The 22,502-nt window shown below is 44.9% G+C and carries 16 protein-coding genes; 8 read left to right on the forward strand and 8 right to left on the reverse strand.

Features of this window, described 5'->3' with window-relative positions; translation table 11 throughout:
* Nucleotides 1-14: 14 nt before the first annotated feature.
* The gene (locus AC04MN_RS10880) at nucleotides 15-680 is read right to left on the reverse strand and encodes an RluA family pseudouridine synthase (RefSeq protein ID WP_475383236.1); all 666 of its coding nucleotides are present in this window, start codon (nucleotides 678-680) and stop codon (nucleotides 15-17) included.
* A 92-nt stretch (nucleotides 681-772) separates the two neighbouring features.
* On the opposite strand from AC04MN_RS10880, the gene AC04MN_RS10885 reads away from it, so the two are divergent.
* The 3 genes from AC04MN_RS10885 to AC04MN_RS10895 are packed head-to-tail and all read left to right on the forward strand — an operon-like array spanning nucleotide 773 to nucleotide 2,584.
* Complete coding sequence (locus AC04MN_RS10885) at nucleotides 773-1,729, forward strand: ParA family protein (RefSeq protein WP_475383237.1); 957 nt, start codon at nucleotides 773-775, stop codon at nucleotides 1,727-1,729.
* Nucleotides 1,722-2,261, forward strand: coding sequence for a hypothetical protein (locus tag AC04MN_RS10890; RefSeq protein WP_475383238.1), 540 nt, complete (start codon nucleotides 1,722-1,724; stop codon nucleotides 2,259-2,261). Before AC04MN_RS10885 ends, AC04MN_RS10890 begins: the two co-directional genes overlap by 8 nt.
* Nucleotides 2,258-2,584 carry a BolA family protein gene (locus AC04MN_RS10895; protein WP_475383239.1) on the forward strand — a complete coding sequence of 109 codons (327 nt, stop codon included), beginning with the start codon at nucleotides 2,258-2,260 and terminating at the stop codon, nucleotides 2,582-2,584. The genes AC04MN_RS10890 and AC04MN_RS10895 overlap by 4 nt, the downstream gene beginning before the upstream one ends.
* 29 nt (nucleotides 2,585-2,613) lie before the next feature.
* Here AC04MN_RS10895 and AC04MN_RS10900 read toward each other — a convergent pair whose 3' ends face one another.
* Nucleotides 2,614-2,874, reverse strand: coding sequence for a hypothetical protein (locus AC04MN_RS10900; RefSeq protein WP_475383240.1), 261 nt, complete (start codon nucleotides 2,872-2,874; stop codon nucleotides 2,614-2,616).
* Nucleotides 2,875-2,963: 89 nt separating this feature from the next.
* Here AC04MN_RS10900 and ettA point away from each other — a divergent pair, with 89 nt between their 5' ends.
* Both ettA and AC04MN_RS10910 read left to right on the forward strand, forming a co-directional pair.
* Nucleotides 2,964-4,640, forward strand: coding sequence for an energy-dependent translational throttle protein EttA (gene ettA, locus AC04MN_RS10905; RefSeq protein ID WP_475383241.1), 1,677 nt, complete (start codon nucleotides 2,964-2,966; stop codon nucleotides 4,638-4,640).
* Between the two features lie 86 nt (nucleotides 4,641-4,726).
* Nucleotides 4,727-5,509 carry a DUF4010 domain-containing protein gene (locus AC04MN_RS10910; RefSeq protein ID WP_475383242.1) on the forward strand — a complete coding sequence of 261 codons (783 nt, stop codon included), beginning with the start codon at nucleotides 4,727-4,729 and terminating at the stop codon, nucleotides 5,507-5,509.
* On the opposite strand, the gene AC04MN_RS10915 is transcribed toward AC04MN_RS10910, so the two are convergent.
* From AC04MN_RS10915 to AC04MN_RS10935, 5 genes are all read right to left on the reverse strand, one after another.
* Nucleotides 5,499-10,100 (reverse strand): tail fiber domain-containing protein, encoded by a 4,602-nt coding sequence (locus tag AC04MN_RS10915; RefSeq protein WP_475383243.1) that lies wholly within the window; start codon nucleotides 10,098-10,100, stop codon nucleotides 5,499-5,501. The two genes, AC04MN_RS10910 and AC04MN_RS10915, sit on opposite strands and share 11 nt — an antisense overlap.
* A gap of 125 nt (nucleotides 10,101-10,225) precedes the next feature.
* Nucleotides 10,226-12,706, reverse strand: a complete 2,481-nt coding sequence (locus AC04MN_RS10920; RefSeq protein WP_475383244.1) for an NHL repeat-containing protein — start codon at nucleotides 12,704-12,706, stop codon at nucleotides 10,226-10,228.
* A gap of 188 nt (nucleotides 12,707-12,894) precedes the next feature.
* On the reverse strand, nucleotides 12,895-16,929 hold the full coding sequence (locus AC04MN_RS10925; RefSeq protein ID WP_475383245.1) for a tail fiber domain-containing protein: 4,035 nt from the start codon (nucleotides 16,927-16,929) through the stop codon (nucleotides 12,895-12,897).
* Between the two features lie 97 nt (nucleotides 16,930-17,026).
* Nucleotides 17,027-18,466, reverse strand: a complete 1,440-nt coding sequence (locus tag AC04MN_RS10930; RefSeq protein ID WP_475383246.1) for an alpha/beta hydrolase family protein — start codon at nucleotides 18,464-18,466, stop codon at nucleotides 17,027-17,029.
* Nucleotides 18,467-18,534: 68 nt separating this feature from the next.
* On the reverse strand, nucleotides 18,535-18,984 hold the full coding sequence (locus AC04MN_RS10935) for a hypothetical protein (RefSeq protein WP_475383247.1): 450 nt from the start codon (nucleotides 18,982-18,984) through the stop codon (nucleotides 18,535-18,537).
* A gap of 182 nt (nucleotides 18,985-19,166) precedes the next feature.
* Here AC04MN_RS10935 and AC04MN_RS10940 point away from each other — a divergent pair, with 182 nt between their 5' ends.
* The 3 genes from AC04MN_RS10940 to ahcY all read left to right on the forward strand — a co-directional run bounded on the left by AC04MN_RS10940 (nucleotide 19,167) and on the right by ahcY (nucleotide 21,917).
* A complete protein-coding gene (locus AC04MN_RS10940; RefSeq protein ID WP_475383248.1) occupies nucleotides 19,167-19,595 on the forward strand; it encodes an SWIB/MDM2 domain-containing protein in 429 nt (142 codons plus the stop codon).
* Nucleotides 19,596-19,739: 144 nt separating this feature from the next.
* Nucleotides 19,740-20,501, forward strand: a complete 762-nt coding sequence (gene map / locus AC04MN_RS10945) for a type I methionyl aminopeptidase (protein ID WP_475383249.1) — start codon at nucleotides 19,740-19,742, stop codon at nucleotides 20,499-20,501.
* A gap of 123 nt (nucleotides 20,502-20,624) precedes the next feature.
* Complete coding sequence (gene ahcY / locus AC04MN_RS10950) at nucleotides 20,625-21,917, forward strand: adenosylhomocysteinase (RefSeq protein ID WP_475383808.1); 1,293 nt, start codon at nucleotides 20,625-20,627, stop codon at nucleotides 21,915-21,917.
* Nucleotides 21,918-21,974: 57 nt separating this feature from the next.
* On the opposite strand, the gene orn is transcribed toward ahcY, so the two are convergent.
* Complete coding sequence (gene orn / locus AC04MN_RS10955; RefSeq protein ID WP_475383250.1) at nucleotides 21,975-22,502, reverse strand: oligoribonuclease; 528 nt, start codon at nucleotides 22,500-22,502, stop codon at nucleotides 21,975-21,977.

Consider the following 22,502-nt stretch of genomic DNA (forward strand, 5'->3'; position numbering starts at 1 on the left):
TTACAAATCACCAATTAAACAAATTTTTGTTCCATTGGAACAGCTTGTAAAAACTCGGCCGGTAAATCGGCTGTGAAGCTCCAATTTTGTTGTTTCCACTCAAAGTTTAATAGCCGAGCGTGCAGAAACATGCGCTCCGTTTTATAGATTTGAGCCATTTTTGCGTTGTACTTTTGATCGTTGTATCTGGGGTCTCCAACAATAGGATGCCCAGCCAGCGCAGAGTGCTTGCGAATTTGGTGCTGACGGCCGGTTATGATTTGTGCGTCGACCAAAGCCAAATAGTCCGTGCTGGCCTTGCATTGCCACATTGTAAGAGCCTCTTTGCGATCTTTAGCCATTCCTTGGGGATTTTTGCGCCCTTCACCTTTGTCTGTTAGTGGCCATTTCCATTGTTGCCAGCCGTCAGAGGGGGGGATTTTGCCTCTTAAAACGGCAGAATAGACTTTTTGAACCTTCTTGTTTTCAAGAATGCCCATGAGTTCCGAAGCGATCGAGCTATTTTTAGCAACTAAAATGACCCCCGAGGTTTCTTTATCTAAGCGATGTACAAGGTGACAGCCCGTGGGCAGTTCGTCCAAAAGGCAAGGCTCGCCGGGCAAGGGGTTGTGGACGCTAAGGCCTTCGCGCTTATTGACGATTAAAAAAGACTCATTTTCAAACAGGATAGGACTCTTCATAAGGCTTTTATTTTAATGCTATTTGACGTTCGAGGCTACTAGTTTACAAGCGCCAGAAGCATGTTAGGCTAAAAATATCTAAAGGAGTCCCAATGGCCCAGAAAAGTGTTCAAGATTTTTGTGTCAGTTTGAGTGATCTTGCTTCCCTGGTTGCAGAGACCCCGGCGGTTGTCCGCAAGCAGCTAAAAGCAATGGGGGCACAGCATTTAGAAAATTCTTTGGTCACCCCCGAAGAAGCGCGGCAGTTTTTATTAAGCAAGGGGTTTAAGTATCCGCAGAAGGTAATCTCTTTTCAGATGTTGAAGGGCGGCGTCGCGAAGACAACCTCTGCTTTGAACATGGGACTTCGAGCGGCTATGTACGGGGCTCGTGTTTTGTTTATCGATTTAGATCAACAAGCAAATCTGAGTTATGCTCTTGGGGTCGAGGATGAATCTTTGCCTGTTTGGGTGGATATTGTTGAAAAGAAGAAAAGCATTGAAGAATGTGTGCGATTTATTGAACCGCATGTCGATTTAATTCCCGCAAGCTTAAACAACTCGGTTTTAGATAGAGTGTTACTAAATGGCAGTCGCAATTGGGCTCAGGCAGTAAAAGCGCCGTTAGACAAGATTCGACATCGTTATGATTTGGTGATCATCGATACGGCTCCGGCTTTAAGTGCCATTAACACGGCGACGACGGTGGCCTCGGATGAAATCGTATTGCCTGTGAATCCAGATAAATTTTCCTACATTGGATTGGTTAAAAACTTGGACGAACTTCAATCGATAAAGGCTGATTTTGATCTAGAATTTGAACCTCGTGTTTTATTTACTAAATTTGATGGTCGTGAAAAATCAAGTCACGAGTTGTTGCAAAAGTGCATTGATTCCTTTGAAGGTTTTTTAATGAAGGGATATGTGCGCAATTCTGCTGAAGTTAAAAATACCGTTCGCAGCGATAGAACTTTGTTTTCGGGTAAGTCGCCAGTGAAGGCCGACTATGACTTTGTGGCCCGCGAGTTATTAGGAGAGGCCTGGTTGCCTCAGGAGGAAATAAATGCCTAAGGTTCAGGATTATAAAAAAAATAAAAATGCATCAACTTCCAAGCGTCGGCCGGGACGTGATCCCGAGCACGTGACTCCAGAACCCGAGGTTCCGCAAGAGGACGCGACGGAATCTGTCATTGAATCTGTGGTCGAATCAAACTCGGAATCAACTATAAATGCATCTTCAGAATCGGCTTCGCAGTCAGCTCAGTTTGACCCTTATGACTCTTCAAACTACGAAGAGCCTGTTCAGGAAGAGGCGGCTCCTGAAAAAACACATTTAGAGTTTTACGGAAGCGAGTTGATTCGCCTAAAGGCCCCCAAGGTGATGGAAGTAGCCGACGAAGTGGTAGATCAGTGGAAGAAGGACGGAGATTTTCAGGGCCTTCCTGTTGGGCACCCTTTGGCTCAGTTCGCGGTTGCAAAGGGCTTAAAAACAGCTAAAGAGGTTGAAAAGAAGCTCGAGGAAAAAGGTGTTTTCGCGATGGCTAAGATGGGAATCATGTACGCCGAGCACGAACTTAAAAAGCGGGGAATTATAAAAAAATGAACTCTCGATTCGAAAGGCTTCAAAATCTTTTAAATGATCATTTAGATCCGATTCATCTAGTGATCGAAGACGAAAGCCATATGCATTCGGGACCACGAAGTGAAACTCACTTCAAGGTGCTTATTGTTTCGGCAAAATTTGAAGGTTTAAGTAGGGTTGATAGGCAAAGGTTGGTTCACTCGGCAGCTGCCGAGGAGTTAAAAAGTGGTCTTCATGCTTTAACTCAAAGGGCTTTGACTCCTTCTGAGTGGGATTCGATGGGGGCCACAGCAGGCTTTGTTTCGCCTCAGTGTTTAGGTGGCAGTAAGAAGGAATCTAAATAAAAAATGACGCCCAGATGGTGCGTCATTTTTTATTCACTGAATTCAGAGAGTTTCTTTTTTAGATCTTGAAGAAGCTTTTTAACTTCGTGAAGTTGCTCTTCCTCGCGTGATACTTTCGTTGTCACTTGCTCGGTAAGGACTTCCCAGGTATCGAGGGCAGATTTTAGGTCCGTGTTGATATGATTGAACAGCAACTTTTTATTTAAGCTTTTAACCGGCGTCGGTGATTCCGACGAGGTTTTCACTTCGTTTTGGGGATTTTGGGTCGTTGCTTTATCTAAGTCGCTCATTCTGCAACGTAGTTTCATCAAAGGAAGTCCATTTGACAAGGATTTTTATCGTGTTAAAACAATCTTTTCCACAACTTAGGAAGTGAATTATGTCTCAAGAGATTATCTATACAATGAAGGGTGTGAGTAAAGTCTATCCCCCTAATCGTTATGTACTAAAAGATATTTATCTATCGTACTTTTACGGAGCAAAAATCGGTGTTCTAGGTCTGAACGGATCTGGTAAATCAACTTTGCTTCGAATCATGGCAGGTCTTGATAAAGACTTTCTTGGGGAAGCCTTTCCGTCAAAAACGATGAAGGTAGGATACTTCGAACAAGAGCCGCAGTTGGATGATAAGCTGACTGTTAAAGAAAATATCTTTGCGGGCATGGGCGAGCTGCCTAAATTGATGGCAGAGTACAATGCGATCAATGATAAATTCAATGATCCTGATTTGGATCCAGACGTAATGAACGACCTGATTGAAAAGCAAGGGGCTATTCAAGAAAAACTGGAAGCTCTTGGAGCTTGGGACGTTGATCAAAAAATTGAGATCGTGATGGATGCTCTTCGCTGTCCAGATGGCGATCTTCCAGTGACAAATCTTTCTGGTGGTGAAAAACGCCGTGTCGCTTTGGCGCGTTTGATTATGTCAAATCCAGATATTTTATTGCTGGACGAGCCCACGAACCACTTGGATGCTGAATCAGTTCAGTGGTTAGAACAGTATCTTGGTAAGTTCCCAGGGACCGTTATCGCTGTTACCCACGATCGTTATTTCTTAGATAACGTCGCAGGATGGATTCTAGAGTTGGATCGTGGTGAGGGCATTCCTTGGAAGGGAAATTATACGTCTTGGCTTGAACAAAAAGATAAGCGTATGGCGCAAGAATCCAAAGACCAAGCTCGTCGCAATAAAACACTCGAGAAGGAATTGGATTGGATTCGCCAAGGAGCAAAAGCTCGCCAGGCTAAATCAAAGGCTCGTATTTCAGCTTACGAAAACCTACTTAAAGAAGCGACTCCAGATAAGATCGCCGAGATGTCTATCTATATTCCACCAGGGCCTCGTTTGGGTGATGTGGTTATCGAGGCTCAAGATGTTTCTAAAGCCTACGGTAAAAAGCTTTTGATGGATAAAGTGAACTTCACTATTCCGAAGGGCGCTATCGTTGGTGTGATCGGTCCTAACGGGGTGGGTAAGTCGACATTGTTCCGAATGATTACTGGCAAAGAAACTCCGGATTCGGGAGTTTTCAAAGTTGGCGATACGGTGAAGATTGCTTATGTCGATCAAACTCGTGAAACATTAGATCCAAACAAATCGGTTTATGACGAACTTTCAGGTGGTAACGAAGTTATCCAGTTAGGTACTCGCGAGATTAATGCTCGTCAGTATGTATCTTGGTTTAACTTCACGGGGGCTGATCAAAGTAAGAAGGTGGGAACACTTTCCGGCGGAGAGCGCAACCGCGTGAATATGGCGAAGATCTTAAAGCAAGGTGCGAACTTATTGCTTCTGGATGAGCCGACGAACGATCTTGATGTGAACACGATGCGTGCACTGGAGGAAGCTCTATTGGACTTTGGTGGTTCAGCGATTGTGATTTCGCACGACCGCTGGTTCTTGGATCGTATCTGTACTCATATCATGGCCTTTGAAGGTGACTCTTCAATCTACTTCTATCCAGGGAATTTCACGGAGTATGAAGAAGATCGTAAAAAGCGGATGGGTGAGGACGCTGGACCTAAGCGTATTCGCTTTAAAATGGTTGAAGTTTAAGGCTTACCTTGAAAAAAAAGTTCGACGATTTTTTCAAATCATCTCAAGGAGCAGGTATTTTTCTGCTCCTTGTTTTTGTTGGGGCAATGTGGATTTTACCTAGTCATGCCGTGGATCCATGGGGATTGTTGGTGCCATCGAAAATTGCATGGGTTGTGTTTGCACTTTCGATATTGCAAATCATAAGTGTAATTTTGGCTAGGATTTTAGGCGCTAAGTTGGGGATGGCGTTGTCGGGATTTTTTGGTGGTTTGATGTCCTCCACGGCAACGACGCTTTCATTAGCGCGCTCAAGTAAAACGTCTTCCGAAGTGTCTACGACATTGTTATTGGTGTCTTTGCTAGGATCGATCGTCGCTATGCTTTTAGAGGCGGTCTTATTAGTCTTTGCAAGCGGTGCTGAAATTATTAGGCATGTACATTGGATTATTGTTGCGCCTTTTGTTGTTTGTTTATTTCTGATTGGTCTTTTGTTTTCAAAGCAAAAGGCTCATATCGTTCTTCAGCGTCAAAAAACCATTATAGATTATCAAGCAGTTGTCAATTTAACAGCTGTCATTTTTTTGATTCTAGCGCTGTCAAAAATTTTGCAGCAGTTTTTTGGCGAAAGCGGCGTCAGAGTTTTGACCTTTTTAATTTCCCTATTCGAGGTTCACGGCTCTTTGATTGCCAGTAGTCAGCGAGTGGCGCTGACCGAGATTGGCGAGGGTGAGTTTCAGCTTCTTGTGTTGTTGTCTATTTTGGCATCGATGCTTTCTAAAATTGGAATTGTCATCTTATTTGGAAACCGGCGCATGGCTTTAAAATCAACTCTAGCATTGGTGCTGTTGATGGCCTCTGCAGCGGTCGGCTATTTAATCAGCGGTTAGTCGTTTTAGTTTTTTCTAATCTTTGCAAACGCAATTCAAAATCAGACAATTGTTGTTTTAATTGCCGATTTTCTTTTTCAAGAGCCGATGACTTTTCTTTCAAGGCGTTTAGTTCAGATGAATCAGCTTTTGCTTTAACTTTATTATTTAACTCTTTGATCGCCTCGATAATCGGTGCAATTAGCATCGAATAGGCCACTGATTTAATGCCGGTGTTTTTATCGACGCTGACGGCTTCAGGGAAGACTTTTTCAACTGTCTGTGCAATCACGCCGATCTCTTTGCGGTGGCTCAGTTCGTATTGAGGAAATTCATCATTGCGCCAGTCGTAGCTGACACCATCGATTTGTTCGATTTTCGCAAGCGACGCAGGAATGCGCTGAATTCCTTTTTTTAGGCGAATGTCAGATAAGTTGTTATATGCAGAAGTTCCAGCGACGCTTCCATTGACGTGGAGTTTGTAGGAAGGTGTCGATGTCCCAATACCTAAAGAACCAGCGCTTGTTAACGCCATATGCTCTGTGCCCGCAGCTATGAATCTTAGGCGGTCTCGGTAGTTGTCTATTACAAAGTTATTTGTCGAACCAGTGTTGCCTGCTGCTAATAGTGCAATTTCTCCACCCTCATCTGTTGTTAGTTGAGGATATATGTCGACCCGGTTATTGATTCCACCGACGATCATAAAGTTTGTCAGAGGGTCAGTGCCGCCGACAGACAATCCAGCAGATTTTTTAAAAGAAAATCCCGACGGTGAGATTGCCAAATGCGATGCCCCGGTTTGAGTGGCTTGCCAGTCGCTTCCGTTCCAGTAGGATCCTGACGATAAAATAAGATTATTCCCGTACGGAGAATATCCGATTGTGCCAAATGAATTGGCATCGTAAGTATCTGTCAGACGAATGTGTTCACCATTTCCGAAGGTCTTTTTAATTTCTAGCGCTGCAGCAGGCGTCGTTGTGCCAATGCCAACATCGCCTCCATTTGGGTTTATGGCAATTGGATAAACAGTTGTTTGATTTGATGTATTGGTGGCCTGCAGCCATTGAGTTCCATTTGTGAGCATACCGTGATCAAGCGTAGCACCGCCATTATTTGCAAGACGGGTCACTAATCCTGTACTTGGAGTTGTGCCAGAACTTGCTGGGCCAGCGCCAGTTATTGTTGGGTTCAGGTGAAGGGCCGCAGCTGGAGAAGTAGTTCCGATTCCAACTTTGCCGGCCTCTGTGACTAAAAAGTTGACGACCGTGCCGGCGCCATTGGTAATGGCCATACCATTAGATCCGCCGACGTAGTATCCAAAATAACCACGTGATGTGCTATTAGAATTAAAATTCATATAGACATTTGATGTTGTCGCTTCAAGTTTTAGCGGAGTATTTACTGTGTCATAGACATGAAGTTTGTTCGTAGGAGCCGAAGTGCCTAAGCCAAGTCGTCCTACTGAGGTTAATCTCATTCGTTCAGTAATAACAGAGGTATCATTGCCATCATTAATTTTGAAAAGCATTGAGCCAGGAGTGGTTCCTGTACTCCAGTTACTTTCAGTTACTAGCTGGATTTGGCCAGCGCTGACTTCAGTTCCTGCAGCATCGACAATACCGCTCGAGCTGTAAGTTCCTAAAACGTCTCCATTTTGAACTGCAGCAAAGTTTGTATCCGAGGTGCCTCGATTTTTCACGGTGACAAAGCCAGGGCTTGAGTTGTGGGCGCCATAGCGGTGGAGACGAATTGAACTGTCGTTCCAGCCGGTGCCAACAATATCTAGTTTGTAAGTTGGGGATGTCATCCCAAGTCCCACATTGCCAACAGATCTATAGACATCAGAGCCACTGACCGTCCACGCGTTCGCAGAGGCTGGAAGGCGGGCAGAATTGATAGTGCCAGAGCTAACTGCTGCCGCATCAAGGCCGGAAATGTTTGCGCAACTAAAGGCGTCGGTGATCGCGGACCAGTTCAAAGTTTGGTTGGCGCTGCACGCTCCGGCAGCAAATTGATTTGTTCCTATTGCAGTTCGCAGGTCATCGATTCCGAAGTGAACGGGTTCAAATTGCGAATTCGCAGAAACATATTTGTAAACTTGGCCGTCAAGAGGCGTTGTTGAAGCCACATTAAAGCCCCGAATTTTTGCGACGGTTGGATTCGGGTAAGTTCCAGAAAGGTCTCCGCCAGCCGAGCCCGTCGGCGTTCGTGAATCACTAAAACGAGAATCATTCCCCGCAGCCAGAGTGTTTGCGGAAGTCCCAACGTTGGCAGTGATAGTTGGGGTCGAGGTTCCTGTTGCCACTGATAGATAAGCATTCGATGAAGAGACACTGGTAACTGTTCCAGCTCCCGCTGCGGGCCACGAAGATCGACAGTCACTGCCAATACAAAGTTGTGTCCCTTTTATATTTCCCACAACCTCTAGGACTTCAGTAGGATTGGCGGTACCAAGTCCAACGTTGCCTCCGTTGTAAGTTAACTTTCCAGCATTTAACTGCCAAACTGAATTCCCACCAGAGCTCACTGGAACCCAGTATATGCTTGATGTATTTACCGAGTAATCAGAGATCACTTTCCAATAGTCACCGGCTTTCACTGGCATCGTGATACTTGAATTTCCGCCGGCTCCTGCGTAGCTAAAATTTGTAAGCCTTTCGGTGGTTGGGTTTGAGTTAGAATCGGTAAACCCACGAAGACCACCATGACTCGATCCATACATCCGAGCAATCACGAGTCCATCAGTTGATGCTTGATAAATAGTTCCTAAGCTGTAACCCGATGTCCATGATCCAAAGCCATTCGTTCCACCGCCACCACCACTTGCTGCCGTTGTTTGTACAGTGCCATCTGGGAATTTTATTCCCCCAAGTGTCGAGTGAATAAGGCCGTTGACCTCTAATTTCGCTGATGGAGACGAGGTTCCAATACCAACGTTTCCATTTTCATCAAGGCGCATTTTTTCAGCACCGTTGGTGGAAAATCCAATCACGTTGGTGGCTGCGGGAAATAGACCGGTGTTACTTTGACCAGTAAAAGAATAAGAAGGTGCGGCCGCTGTTCCCGGAGCAAATCTTAATGAAAAAGTATTTGTGGTGTTCGTATCAAGGGCACCACTCCAAAGTCTTAATTTGTTAGCGCCGCCCACGAAAAAATCGATTTGATCATCCAAACTTGTAAAGCCAGTGTTAAAATCGCTGTCGACTTCGATGCTGCTAGTTCGTAATCGGCTGACACTGACATTGCCCTGGTTGTCGATCGCAAGTCCTTCGTTGTCTCCATCGTTTGAAAGGTATTTAGAGTTTAGTCGAACATTCTGAGATGCCGTATGATTTCCTAGATTGTCTGCGCCAGTTGGCGCCGCTTGGCAGCTCCAGCCGGTGACAGTCCACGTTGCGATATGTCCTGCAGTTGCGCAGGCAAAATCTGTGAACTTACCAGAAGCATCTTTAACAACCAAAGTACTCGTCGCCGAGTTGGTACCGGTGAAGTTCATTTGCGAAGCAAGGATATTGCCCGTGATCCCAAGGTCATTGTCCCAATAAAGATTGCCCGAGGCATCGGTCTTCAATGCTTGGCCCGCACTTCCAGTAGCGGTAGGAAGGCGCAGGCTATAGCTTCCAGCCAACGAAGCAGGAGCTTTTAGTTCGACGTAGTTTGCACCTTGATAGATGCGGTAGCCATTACTGGTTTGTATTAAGCCCGAAGTATTGATACTGGTGGAGCCACCAATCGTACCTGATGTAATATCATTGCCAGAGACCGAAGTGATGGTTTCGTCCGCAAGTACGAAATTTCCAGCTTGATATTTTAAAATTTTCCCATCAGAGGCCCCAGCAAGATCTACCGGAACGCCCTTGATTTTATTAACCGAAGTTGAGCTTTGAGAACCCGAGACATCGCCGCTTAAGCTTCCCGTAAATCCTGACGCATTTCCAGAGATATCACCTACGACATTGGTAGCTGGAACAGATGGTGTCTCGCAAACAAAAGTCCCTGCTGGCGAAATATGACGTAAGAAGCTGCCAGGGGCACAAATGGGGACATTGGCAATTTTTAAAAAGTCCGATTCACTTGACGTCCCTAAACGTAATGCCGTCGCAGAGTTCTGAGCATAGGTTGCGTAAGGAACTCCGCGAATCTCTTGATCGGGAGTGATAAGGCGCCATCCGACGGCATCTTTAAAGCTGACCCGCAATTTACGGTTGTGGCCGTTGACTGCGTTATAGGAGCCGCCGCCAATACAAGTAAATGTTTTCTCATTTTGAAACACAGTTTCAATAGTGATGCCCGAGGCGACACCGGAATCTACAGTGTGGTTTCCAATCGATACATCGAACACACCATTAGAGTTTCTTAGATCAATAGGGGAGGTGGTTTCTTTATAAAGTACACAGGTGCCATCAGGGCTGACGATTTCAAAAATAAATTGCGTGTACTGGTACTCGAGGGGCTGACCTAAAGTATCTAAAATTCGACCTTGGTAGGTGAGATGCTTATTTGATGCTCCAGCCGTATTGAATGCAAAAGCCACGAATAGGCCAACGACTGAGGCGGCCAATCGAGAGACAATCCAATTGCTTTGAACGTACCTATATAACATGAATTTCATCTCGGGATTAGTATAAGGGATCTTGAGGGTAATTATTGAAGTATAATGTTGATGAATCACTTTCAGACGTGGCCTATCAGCCGAGCCTCGTAAGACTTGAGGAAGGCTTTCATTCTTGGGGTAACTTAAAACATCGAGCCAGACATATTAATTCTATGGATCGAGTTGCTAAGAATTTTAAAAGAACTATCATTTGAATCCCATAGAACATTATTGAGGCTTCGATATTGGCTATCGATTGGAAAGTTGCACAGTTTATTTCCTGCCAAGCCAAAATCGGTATTGTCAGAGCCATTTGATTTCCAGGATTTCATTGTAAGATTTAGGGAATAATCCAATCCCAAAATATAAATATTTCCGCTTGAGTCTATAGTAAGTGCATCACCGCCCCACATATTTGTATCTATATGAAAATCGGTTGTGGATTGAATATATCCGCTGCCGGATCCAAATGAAGTATCCAAACTGCCATCGACATTATATCGATTGATGACTACGATATTGTCCCAAGAGGGCATTTCGTAAGCATCGAAGACCGTATACAATTTGCCATCAGGGGAAAACTCTAAACCCATCGTGGAATGGTCCGAGTCGTTATCTATGCGAAGTTCAACATAACCATCGCCACTAAAGCTAGTGTCCACATACCCTGAGGAAGAGATCATCAGTAAAAATTGGGCAGCATTCATCGATCCATCGTAGGATATGCCTGCAACGACGGTGCGTTCGTCTGAGCTTTGATCAAAACTTATAAGATCGAAAAGAGTCCCGGGGGGAATAGTTATAACATTTATCCCAGAAGTTCCAAAGGCCATATCTCTGGTCCCATTGGCAAGAATTCTTACGGTCACGACATTATCATTTGTTGCAAGAATACCTATCGAAGTTCCGTCATCATTGAATCCGCAGAACCAGGGGGATGCCGTGCTTATGTTGGTGATGGTTTCGGTGTATACCCCACCACTTCCGAAGCTTAGATCCCTAGATCCATCACTCGCAAATTTGGCAATTGAGAGTTTTGATCCGGTGGACTCCCCACAAACCATAATGGATCCACTTGACAATGATTTTATATTTTTTAAAGTTTCGTAGCCATTGCTAAACGCATCACGAATATATCCACCGTCTCCAAATTGAGTTTGTATCATTCCTGTTTTGTCTGTTTTTACCACAAAGATTTTTGCTTCTCGGTCATCAAAGCGCCCAGAATATAGAAAATGGTCGGCACCTAGTTTAGCTTGTGTCTTTGGAGTTCCATTTTTTGTTGCATTGGAATAGATAGTTTCCAAAGTGCCACCCGCGCCAAAACTTGTATCCGAGCTCAATGTGTTGGTAAATTTTTTCGTTAAAGCTGAATAGTAAATAGGCTCTAATCCGGTGCCCTGACCTGTGGCGAGTAAAGAATTATCAGATTGAAAACGCAGAAATCTAAAGTTATTTGTATCTGTTCTCGATTGTACGCCCGCAGTTCCATAGGTGGAGTCTAAAGATCCATTCGAGTTGTATTGGCCAATATATATTTTATTAAACGTTCTTAGGTGGTCATTCGGAAATGCCTGCCGTTGAGTTTCGGTGTAGGCGATTTGGAAATCCAAATTTGATCCGGAGTCGGTAATGCCTTGAACGTCTAAAACGCCGTAACTAATGGATGCATGTGTATACAGTAAGGTGCCAGTTGTATTGAATGTGGTGTCGGGGTTTCCATTTGTGAGGCAAACAATAGTCAGTCCTTTATCAACCTGGTTTGAGCCTCCAGCAGTTGCATAGTTGCCAAATACAACCAAACGATTATTGATCTTTTTAAGACGGATCCATCGAATAGTATCGATATTTGTAGCGGGAAGGGGGGTGGTAGAAAAGCCTACGTCCTCGACTCCAGAAATATCTAGTTTCCTTAAGACCACGCGATCAGAGGCCGTAACGTGATTTAAAAGATAGATTTCACTGTCGGAAATGTAAAGCAAGTCTTTTGGATCTTCAGCCGAGCCGCCGTTTGGGTACTCTTTGATGCCGGCAACGCCGTGTGATGAATTTAGTGTTCCGTTATTATTGATAAGTATTGTGTGTGATTTGTAAGTCGTGGAGCTATAACGATAAGCTGCGACCAAGACACTTCCGTTGCTGGTCAATGCAATTTTGCGTCCATATATTGTTCCGCCAGATTCGTGAAATTCATATACACCATTTGTACCGAAACTTGTATCGGTGGTTCCATTGGGTAAGAGCCTTAAAACTTTAAAGCCCTCTAAAGTGCTTTTTGAAAGTAATAAGTAGGTTCCGTCGGAGTTTGAAGCCATGTCTCTGATTCCCCAATGAACAATATCGGGAAGTTCGACATAACCATTGCTTCCATATGAAGTATCAATGGTGCCATTGGGGTTCATTCTATAAAGAAGCGGCATAGAATAATCGGAAATATTGGTTTCGTAAATCTGTCCTAAAATGATTTTTCCATCCGATAGGATATTGATTAGGCGGGGATTCATATTTACTTTGTTCGAGCCACTTAGTTTAAGTTCTCCGTTAACCCCAAATTCATGAATGCTAGATTGGCTAGGTAAACTAAGATCAGACTTTAAACCTAAGTTTTTAAGATTGGCATCCAAGCTACAGGCATTGTTCAAAAAAGAAATAAGACCTAAGAACAAATAGATCCTAATGTGCCTGTATAAAGAATAAATTTTCAAAAAAACAGAATGCTCCACTATAGAAAGATTCGGAATATTTAGCTACAGACTGTAGTTTTAATCATATTTAATCGAGAGTTTTTATAGTATGAAGGGCGTTCGGCTATTTAGTGTTTCAGTTCGAGACGCTCTTCCATTTTTTTCATGCGTAAATCGAGATCGTGAATTTGCATTTTCAGGGTTTCGTTTTCTTGCGTAGCCTCGGCGAGTTTTTTCTCTAGTTCTTGATCGTTGGTTAACATTTTTTGGTAGAGCTCTTTTATGGACTCAATTATTGGAGCAATCAGGTTGCCATAAGTGACTGATTTAAATCCATTCTGACTTTCTTTGACGGCTTGAGGAAACACCTTTTCGACTTGTTGAGCGATAACCCCGATTTGTTCACTAGGATCATTATTCACGCCGGAACGCCAGTGATATGTGACACCATTTATGCGTAGTATTTTATTAAGTGCATCGGGAATTTGCTTAATATCTTTTTTTAAGCGTGCATCGGATCCATTGGAATATGTTCCGGCAATCCACATATTTCCGCTGGAATTTGTAAAGTCCATGCGAGCTCCGGCGGCGCTATCCCAGAATCTAAACATTCCAGTGCTTGGTTGAAAACCATAGCCAAAATATTTACCCGCATCGCTGCCTTCATAATTTGTATAGATATCTAGATTTGCCGTGGCTGCGGGGCGACGGAAGGCGATGACCGAGCTATTACTAGAATGGTCTCCGATAGTGAGTTGGCTACTATTTGTCCAGCCTGTGCCAGCCGCAGAGCCAATACTGACTTGTCCGTTGGGGCTGATCCCCATTCTGACATTATTTACCTGAGTATTTCCGATCGTGTTTCCAGAGCTAGTAAAAAATAACAGGCCGTTTGATGAAACCGTGATTACGCCGGAGGATGTGCTGTCGGCAATCCAATTCCCTGCGGTGTATTTAGTTCCGCCCGATAAAATCAATCCGTTCGCATTTGTCGGAATAGTGACATGGCCTACATAAGATGTGTTTGCTATGCTCATTTGCGAGTCATTGATCGCACCTTTCACGTGCAGATTTGCAGTCGGTGTTGCAACCCCAACTCCCATATTGCCATTATTTAGAATTGTCCAATTGTAGCTCGATGTGTTTGCATTCCATAGTTGAAAAGAGCTTCCGTATTGATCCCCAAGAGCCCATGTAATTGTGCCGTTATTACTAAATCGGATTGCGGATGAGTCCCCTGCGGCCGCTTTGTTCAGGGTTAGCACCGGAGTCGTTGTTGTGACCATGTTCGTGCCACCTGTCGTAGCTGTGGCCTTAAGGTCTAAAGTTGTAGCGGGTGTCGTTGTGCCAATGCCAACGTTACCGACATTTGTAATCCTCATTCTTTCTGTTGCCGTTGCGCCAGTTGCGAAGACCATAGCGATATTTCCGACCGCAAAACCCGCATTGTTTGTGGGAATTCCGTTTGAAGTAGATCCCGAACTGTTTAGACCCATCCATAAATAGTTAAAGCTGTTTTGAAGCTTCAATGAAGGGACGCCTGGGCTGGCTGATTGAACCAATAGTTGGTTGTTTGCAACACTTGTCGATCCTACCGTTAACAGGTCGGGAGCACTCGTTACTCCGATTCCCACATTGCCATTAGAGGTGATGCGCATTCGCTCGGATCGAGTTGTAGCTCCAGTAGAGGCTGTTTCAAAAGTCATGATGGTGCCTCGCGCTGAAGTGGAGTGCGCTTGCGAGGCGCTCACTTCTATAGCTGCGGAGGTCGTTCCGGTGCTTGAACCATCATGGGCACGAAAATAAAATCCGCCAATTGTATCCCCTGACTGCACTGCGGCTGCAGAGGCAACAGTGCCGCGAGTGCGAGTCATCATTAAAGCCGAACCATCAGAAGCATTTTCAGAAGCATGGTAGAGGCGGGCTTGAAAGGCGGATGAGCTTTGAATGTCCAAAGGCCAGCTCGGACTGTTAGTTCCGATTCCTACATTGGTGGAAGACACACTCAACGGAGAATCCCCTAATGCGGATGCACCCGTGAACATTGGAATTTTGTTAGTGGTTCCAGATCCTGAAATCCCTGAGCTTGGCGTTGTCCAACTAAGAACGCCTGTTCCATCGGTTGAAAGAATCTGCCCAGAGGTGCCGGCCGTACTTGGTAAAGTTAAAGCAAGGTTAGTTCCTACGTTTGCCGGGGCTCGAATAGATACAAAGTTAGAAGAATCTGCATCAGCAAAACGCACTTCATTTTGTGCATTCATTTGAACATAGTTACTGAAGGCTTTTGCTCCCGAGATAGTTTGCGTAGAGGATTTGTCAACAAGCCCGGCAGTTTCGGGAGTACCGCTAGCCCATGACGAGGCTCCGGTCGAGTAGACCACATTCCCAATCATTCCCGAATTGAGTGAACTAACAGCGCCTGTTCCCGAGCCGATCAAAATATTGCCCGAGCCCAACGACGTGGCCCCGGTGCCCCCATTAGCGACAGCTAAAGTGCCGGTGACGTCACTTGCAAGGTTCACAGACAAAATGGAGTTGATCCAATTTGTGCCATCAAATTTTAAATACTGACCTGATGCAGGAGTTGTTAAGACAAGCGGGGAGCCTTTGATTTTATCAACTGACATTGTAGCTGAAGTGCCACTGACGTCGCCGCTAAAAGTTGAAGCGGAGCCTAGTTTTGAGTTGAAACTATCATAATCTGTTTTGCTAAGAAGGCCTGCAGTGACACCAGCATTGGAAGCCATCGGAATGTTAAGAGTGTGAGTATTCGACCCGGAAGAAAAAGCAGGCGCTGTTCCTGTAGAGCCGATCGCAAAATTTTGAGAAGTGCCGGTTTGGCCGTTTAAAGAATTTAATCCAATACCTGAGACGCCCAAAGCAATAGCAGAGGAGCCATCCCAGTATTTAACTTGGTTTGTTGAAGTATTGAACCAAGTTTTACCTTTGTCCCCAGCGCCCCAACCTGAAATTAAAGTGACCTCGGTGGTGTTTGTGTAGTTTCCAAGCCCTAGCGAGCCTGTCAGAATATCGCCAGCCTTATTGATTGGAGTGAATCCCAAAGCTGTTGTGATATCGGAGGCACTAAGGTTTGCCCCCAAAGTCACTCGGCCTTTCGTATCAACCGTCACTTTTGAATACGTTCCCGCAGAGGCCCCAGAGCTAGACAGGGTTAGGACTCCTGTATTCGAAAGCGTGGCGTCCCCTGAAACGCTTGTGGGGGTTGCAATATTTGACGAGCTGCCAATCAGAATTTGGCTATCAGCAAGGGCATTGGAAAGAGCATCGGTAATACCATAGCCAGCTAAACTGGTTGGGGTGCCGCTAAGGGAAGACCAACTTGAAGAGACTGCGGTCCAACTTAGATTCCCTGCACCATCAGTGACCAAGGCTTGCCCCGCAGCGCCTGCTGATGATGGCCAGCGCAAGACGTAGCTTGACGGAATACTAGCTGGGGCTTTGAACTCGATAAAATTCGAACCCGAATAAAGTCGGAGTCCCGCACTGGTTTGAATGTAACCGGTGGTATTGACGACCGTAGAGCCGCCAATCGTTCCTGAGTTTATGATGGGGGTGTCGCAGACGAAGGTGCCCGTCGGAGAGACATGAGTTAAAAAGCTTCCTGCTGCACAAAAAGGAACGGTGGATAATTTCAAAAAATCTGCTTCGCTAGAATTCCCTAGTTTTTGTGCGGAAGCTGCATTCTGCGCATAGGAAGCATAGGGCACGCTGCGTATTTCTTGATCGGGAGTGATCATTTTCCATCCGATAGAATCGCGGAAGCTTACGCGTAGCTTGCGATTATGGCCATCTAAGGCATTGTAGACGCCGCCGGCTAAGCAATTAAATGTTCGGCCATTTTTGAAGACTGTTTCAATGTTAACATCAGATGCGACGCCGGGATCCACAGTGCCATCACCAATCGAAACGTCGAAGATTCCGTTCGAGTTGCGCATGTCCTTAGGGGTTGTTGTCTCTTTATATAAAACGCAGGTCCCATCAGGGGATACAATTTCAAATTTGAATTGAGTGGCTTCATATTCTAGCGGTGCTAAATTCGAATCAAGGATTCGCCCCTGATAGGTTAAATAGCGGCTTGAAGCATGTGAATTCGAAGCCAAAAGCAAAAACGAAAATAACAAAAAATGAATGTGAATTTTCATATAGAGAATTTATCGGAATCACAATCTGGACTCTAAAGATCGATGCGAGGAGTTCGCTATAAAACTGTTTCGTTCTGATTTGAAGTAAGAATTCCGCCTAAAAAGGGGACGCTGTATTGAGACGGTTGCAGATTGTTGTTGTATCAACGTCCCAGTCTGTTGTGGCGTTAGGCACGCCGATATAAGTGTATAGCATGGAATTTAAAATTGTTTTGCCATCAGCTGTCGCAACACTTGATGTGGTGTCTTGCATTGTTAGGAAGTCATTGCAGAGCTCGTTCAGAACGGCCGTGAAGAATGAACTATTGCCGCCTGCGACTTTTCGGTCGCGAGTATGAGTAAATAAGCTATTCAACTCTGCCGAGTTATAAAAGATTCGGTGAGCCGTTGTGGGTAGCAATCGATTCAGTAAAAATGTCTGAGCCAAGGGGGTGGTCATCTCGGGTTTCATTTTTTGGGTGGCTTGGGAGTGCTCTAATGCAAAGGTATTGAAATTGATCGCAGTGTCGTGCAGATGGAAGTATTTTAAATCAGTAGAGCGATTGCCCAGAGCAGTCATCAGGTCCGTGGTCATCGTCGCGGGTGCTAAGGTATCCCAGGTGTCGTGAAGGGTGAAGAACTGCGTTGCCGGTGCCGTGCTTAAAGCGGTATGAGAATAGGCATCATAACGTTCGGGTTGTCCGGTCAGACTCTCGGTGGCCTTATCAAGGCGTCGAAGATGGGGGTCAAGGTAGTTGGTGTATTGCCCTTGAATGGTTGTATCGGCAGTGTAGGTCGGAATCAGTGTCTGGATGTAGGTTTTCATTTTCGAGACGTCACTGACCGGAGAGACCAATGCGGCAGCAAGGGGTTTTTTTCCAGAGTCGGCCTGTTGAATTGCATATAAACCGACAAGAGCACCCCAGGAAGAAGCGTAGAATCCTATTTTGGCGGTCTCGACTTTTGGATGTTGGTTTAAAAATTCCAGGCCCGTCAAAACATCGTTCACGTCGTTTTGGAGGTCTCCTCCGGCATAGAAGCGGCCATATACGATCAAAATATTTATATCATTATATGTAAAAGGGTAGTTCGAGGCTCCGGCGTTTTGGGGCGCGAAACTGGTATACGAGATACGCGAAGCACTGCCAGAGTCGTAAGCCGGTCCATTGAAGTCAGGATAGGTTCCCGTGCCTAGGCCATCCCAGAAGTTATCAACTCCAAGTCCGGACCAGTTGATGCCTTCGTAGGGCAGATATATAAGTACAGCGGGGCGCTGAGTGCCACTGGCGGCAGGGATCCATTGGGCAAAGGTGGCCTCATTTGACGAGAGTTTCAGCTTGTAGAGTTCGTAGGCGTAGGTATTGCCAAGAATATCGGCCGACGTCGTTCCTTGGCCTAGCTTCTCCGATGTTAGCCCTGATCCGGAATTGGCGCTGCCTCCTCCTGACGAGCCCGTAGAAGGTGCTTCCCCAGCGGAAAATCCACCTGTTAGACAGCCCGTAAGGCTGAATAAACAAATGTACGACAATAGATATAGGACCTTATAGTTTACCTTCATCAATCTTTAACATCGGCACGGCGAGGTCTCAAATTGAGTCTAGGCCAGCTAGTTTTTTAAATAGAATCTTATTTTGTGTGTCCGTTTTCAGATGCCTTAACGAGCAACACCTCAAGGTTTTCAAGGTGCGAGCGAAGGCTTAAGAATAGTTGGGCATCGCCCCCTTGATCGGGATGAAGCCTTAGAGCGGCACGTCGAAACGCTTGCTTAAGCTCGTGGGTATTGAAGTTTTCAGCCACAGAGCCGGCCCACTTCGTTAGAAATAGGAAGGACTCCCACTGAGAGTGGTTGAACATGTGGTTTGGGCGTACTGCAGGTTTTGCCTTGGGGTAAGGGTTCCGTGTCGATACTCGGCTTACTTGAAACTCGAATTTCCCCATTTTCCCTATGAGAAATGCCATATGAGCGGGGGAGTTGTCTTCGCTGGAAATAGTTCTTTCTGTACTTGCGCGGTCCTCAGAGAGGCGCTCTTCAAGAATGGTTTTGAAGCTTTTTTGCCAGAGAGAGTGTGCTTGCATGACTGTTTTTTCGGCATTTTCCAGAGGAGGAAGAGTCCTGATTCGGGGTATTTCCCTCGGGAAATTACGAAGCGCGAAAAAAAAGTTAAGAAACTTGCATTTTTTTTTGGACAAACACCTCGACTTAGATACACACTGGACGAGTTCAGAACAAAGAGAACAACTAACGGAGGATATTCTCAATGGCTAAAGCTACTAAAAAAGCTACTACTAAGAAAGCGGCTCCAAAGAAAGCTGCTGCTAAAAAAGCTGCTCCTAAAAAAGCTGCTACAACTAAAAAAGCTGCTGCTCCTAAGAAAGCTGCTGCAAAAAAAGCTGCTGCTCCTAAGAAAGCTGCTGCTCCAAAGAAAAAAACTGCTCGTAAGCCAAACGCGGCTTTCATGAAGGAATTGACTCCTTCTGCAGACCTAGCAAAAGTAGTTGGCGCTAAGCCAATGCCACGTACTGAAGTTGTTAAAAAACTTTGGGACTACATCAAGAAGAACAACCTTCAAGATGCTAAAAACCGCAGAAACATCAACGCTGACGAAAACCTTAAGAAAGTATTCGGTGGCAAGACTACTGTTTCTATGTTCGACATGACTAAACTTGTTGCTAAACACCTTAAGTAATTAAGGAGTTAGCTCTAAGCTAGCATGCCTTACGGCAAAACCCTCGGTCCTTAGATCGGGGGTTTTTTTGTATCTAAGCATCTCTCAAGTCTATAATTGATTCCCCCCTAGGCTTCACCGCTTTTTTGTGGTAGCTTGCCTCTTATGTCGATAAAGCCGCTCTCCCTAGATGAAATAAAGTTGATGACGAAGTCTTGCCAAATTGCTGCGCAAACGTTGGTCTATCTTGAAAAATACATTAAACCTGGAATTACCACTAACGAGATCGATGAACTCTGTAACGACTTTATGCTAACTAAAGGGGCTAAGTCGGCTTGTATCGGTTACGGGGGCTATCCTAAGTACACCTGCACCTCGGTCAACGATGTCGTTTGTCATGGAGTTCCGGACGACACAGTTTTGAAAGATGGCGATATCATTAATGTTGACGTCACTGCGCTTTATGAAGGTTTTTTTGGGGACACTTCGAAAATGTTTTTTGTCGGTAACGTGACCGATCATGCAAAAGATATTTGTGAAGTTGCTTTGATGGCTCGGGATATTGGTATCAAGGCAATCACACCGGGTGGTTATACCGGTGATATCGGATTCGAAACGCACAAGTTCGTGACTCGCAGGGGTTACACAACTGTAAAGGAAATCGGTGGACACGGAGTGGGGCGTAAGTTCCATGAAGAGCCTTTCGTTCCGGCGTGGGGAAAAAAGGGCAAGGGCGACCGGCTCGTGCCTTTTCACTGCATCACGGTAGAGCCAATGATAAATGGTGGCACTGATGAGTTGATTGAGTATGATATCCCAGGATCTCATATCAAATGGTACAAAACCGCAGACGCAAAACTGTCGGCTCAGTACGAACACACGGTGCTAGTCACTGACACTGGATACGAAATTTTAACATTACCATAGGAAATAAAAATGCAAACACAAGCAACATCAAATGGAAAGGCCGCTACGAAGATGAAAAAAGTAACGAAGCCAGCTAAAGCAGCTGCGACTGAAGTGCGTGATTACGCCGTTTGCCGAGAGGCGATGGAGAACCCAGAAGTCTTTGCAAAACTAGCAAAGTGGGGACGTGAAGAAATTAAAATCGCAGAAACTGAAATGCCGGGATTAATGGCTCTTCGTAAAGAGTTCGGTAAAAAGAAGCCTCTTAAAGGCGCACGTGTTTCTGGTTGTTTGCACATGACAATTCAAACTGCAGTTTTGATCGAAACTCTAGTCGAGCTTGGTGCTGAAGTTCGTTGGTCTTCTTGCAATATCTTCTCTACTCAAGATCACGCAGCAGTTGCTATTGCCGCGGCGGGAATTCCTGTTTTTGCTTGGAAGGGTTTGAACGAGCAAGAATTTAACTGGTGTATCGAGCAAACTATCGTTGGTTGGGGCAAACAAGGCTTCAACATGATTTTGGATGACGGTGGTGACTTGACAAATATGATGCACGAGCCTCGTTTTGCTAAAGAGATGAAGAACATCATCGGTATCTCTGAAGAGACAACAACAGGTGTTCACAATCTTGAAGTATTATTGAAAGAAGGAAAATTAAAAGTTCCTGCTATCAATATCAACGACTCTGTAACTAAATCTAAGTTCGACAATTTGTACGGTTGCCGCGAGTCTTTGGCTGACGGTATCAAGCGTGCAACGGATGTGATGGTTGCTGGTAAAGTTGTTGTAGTTGCTGGATACGGAGATGTAGGTAAAGGTTCTGCATTCTCTATGCGTGGACTGGGTGCTCGCGTACTTGTGACTGAAATCGATCCAATCTGTGCATTGCAAGCAGCAATGGAAGGTTTCGAAGTGACAACAATGGAAGATGCGGCTCCTGTGGCAGATATTTTTGTAACTGCAACTGGTTGCACAGACATCATCACTGAAAAGCATTTCAAAGCGATGAAGAACAATGCGATTGTATGTAACATTGGTCACTTCGATATCGAAATCGACATGGCTTGGTTGAACAAAAATTCAACGATGCGTGAAGTGAAGCCACAGGTTGATATCCACACTATGAAGGGTGGAAAGCAAATCATCGTATTGGCAAAAGGTCGTTTGGTTAACTTGGGCTGCGCAACAGGTCACCCAAGCTTCGTGATGTCTAACTCATTCACAAACCAAGTATTGGCTCAAATGGAATTGTTTAACAATCCAGCTAAATACAAAAAAATCAGCGTCTACAGATTGCCTAAGCACTTGGACGAAAAAGTGGCAGCTCTTCACCTTGATAAATTGGGTGTGAAGTTGACTAAGCTGTCTACAAAGCAAGCTAAGTATTTACACTTGAATCAAGAAGGCCCATTCAAGCCAGAACACTACCGTTACTAGTTTTTGGTAGTTCTTTTAAATTGAAAAGCTCGAGGGAGACCTCGAGCTTTTTTATTTCTATTTTTGAATATTTATAAATTGTAAATAAGATTTAAGTTCTGCGATGGATTCGCGAATATCGTCCAACGCACGATGCTTGCCCTGCTTGTCATACTTGAAGTTGTATTTATTATTAAAGATTATTTTCCAGCTGGAAACATCCAACATTCTATAGTGAAGGGTGGCTGCGAACGCAGGTAGATGTTTGTTAATAAAACTGCGGTCTTGAGCGATCGAATTTCCAGCCAGAACGGGGCGATCTTTAGGGTCAGGGAATTGATTTTTTACCATTTGTATAAGTTGGGCTTCAACTAGCTGTGGCGGCATTCCATTTGGAACTTTGGCTGTTAAACCACTTTCGCCATGATGTTTGGTATTCCAATCATCCATGTTATCTAAATAATGTTGAGGCTGCTTAACAGCGGTATCGAAGCAAGCCAGTTCATTAAAGTTTAAATCTGTGACAATTGCAGCCACTTCGATAATCACTTCTTTTTCGACATCAAGACCTGTCATTTCAAGGTCGATCCACAGCAGCTTTTCCAT

Source organism: Bdellovibrio sp. ZFWA1 (genome assembly GCF_056175665.1).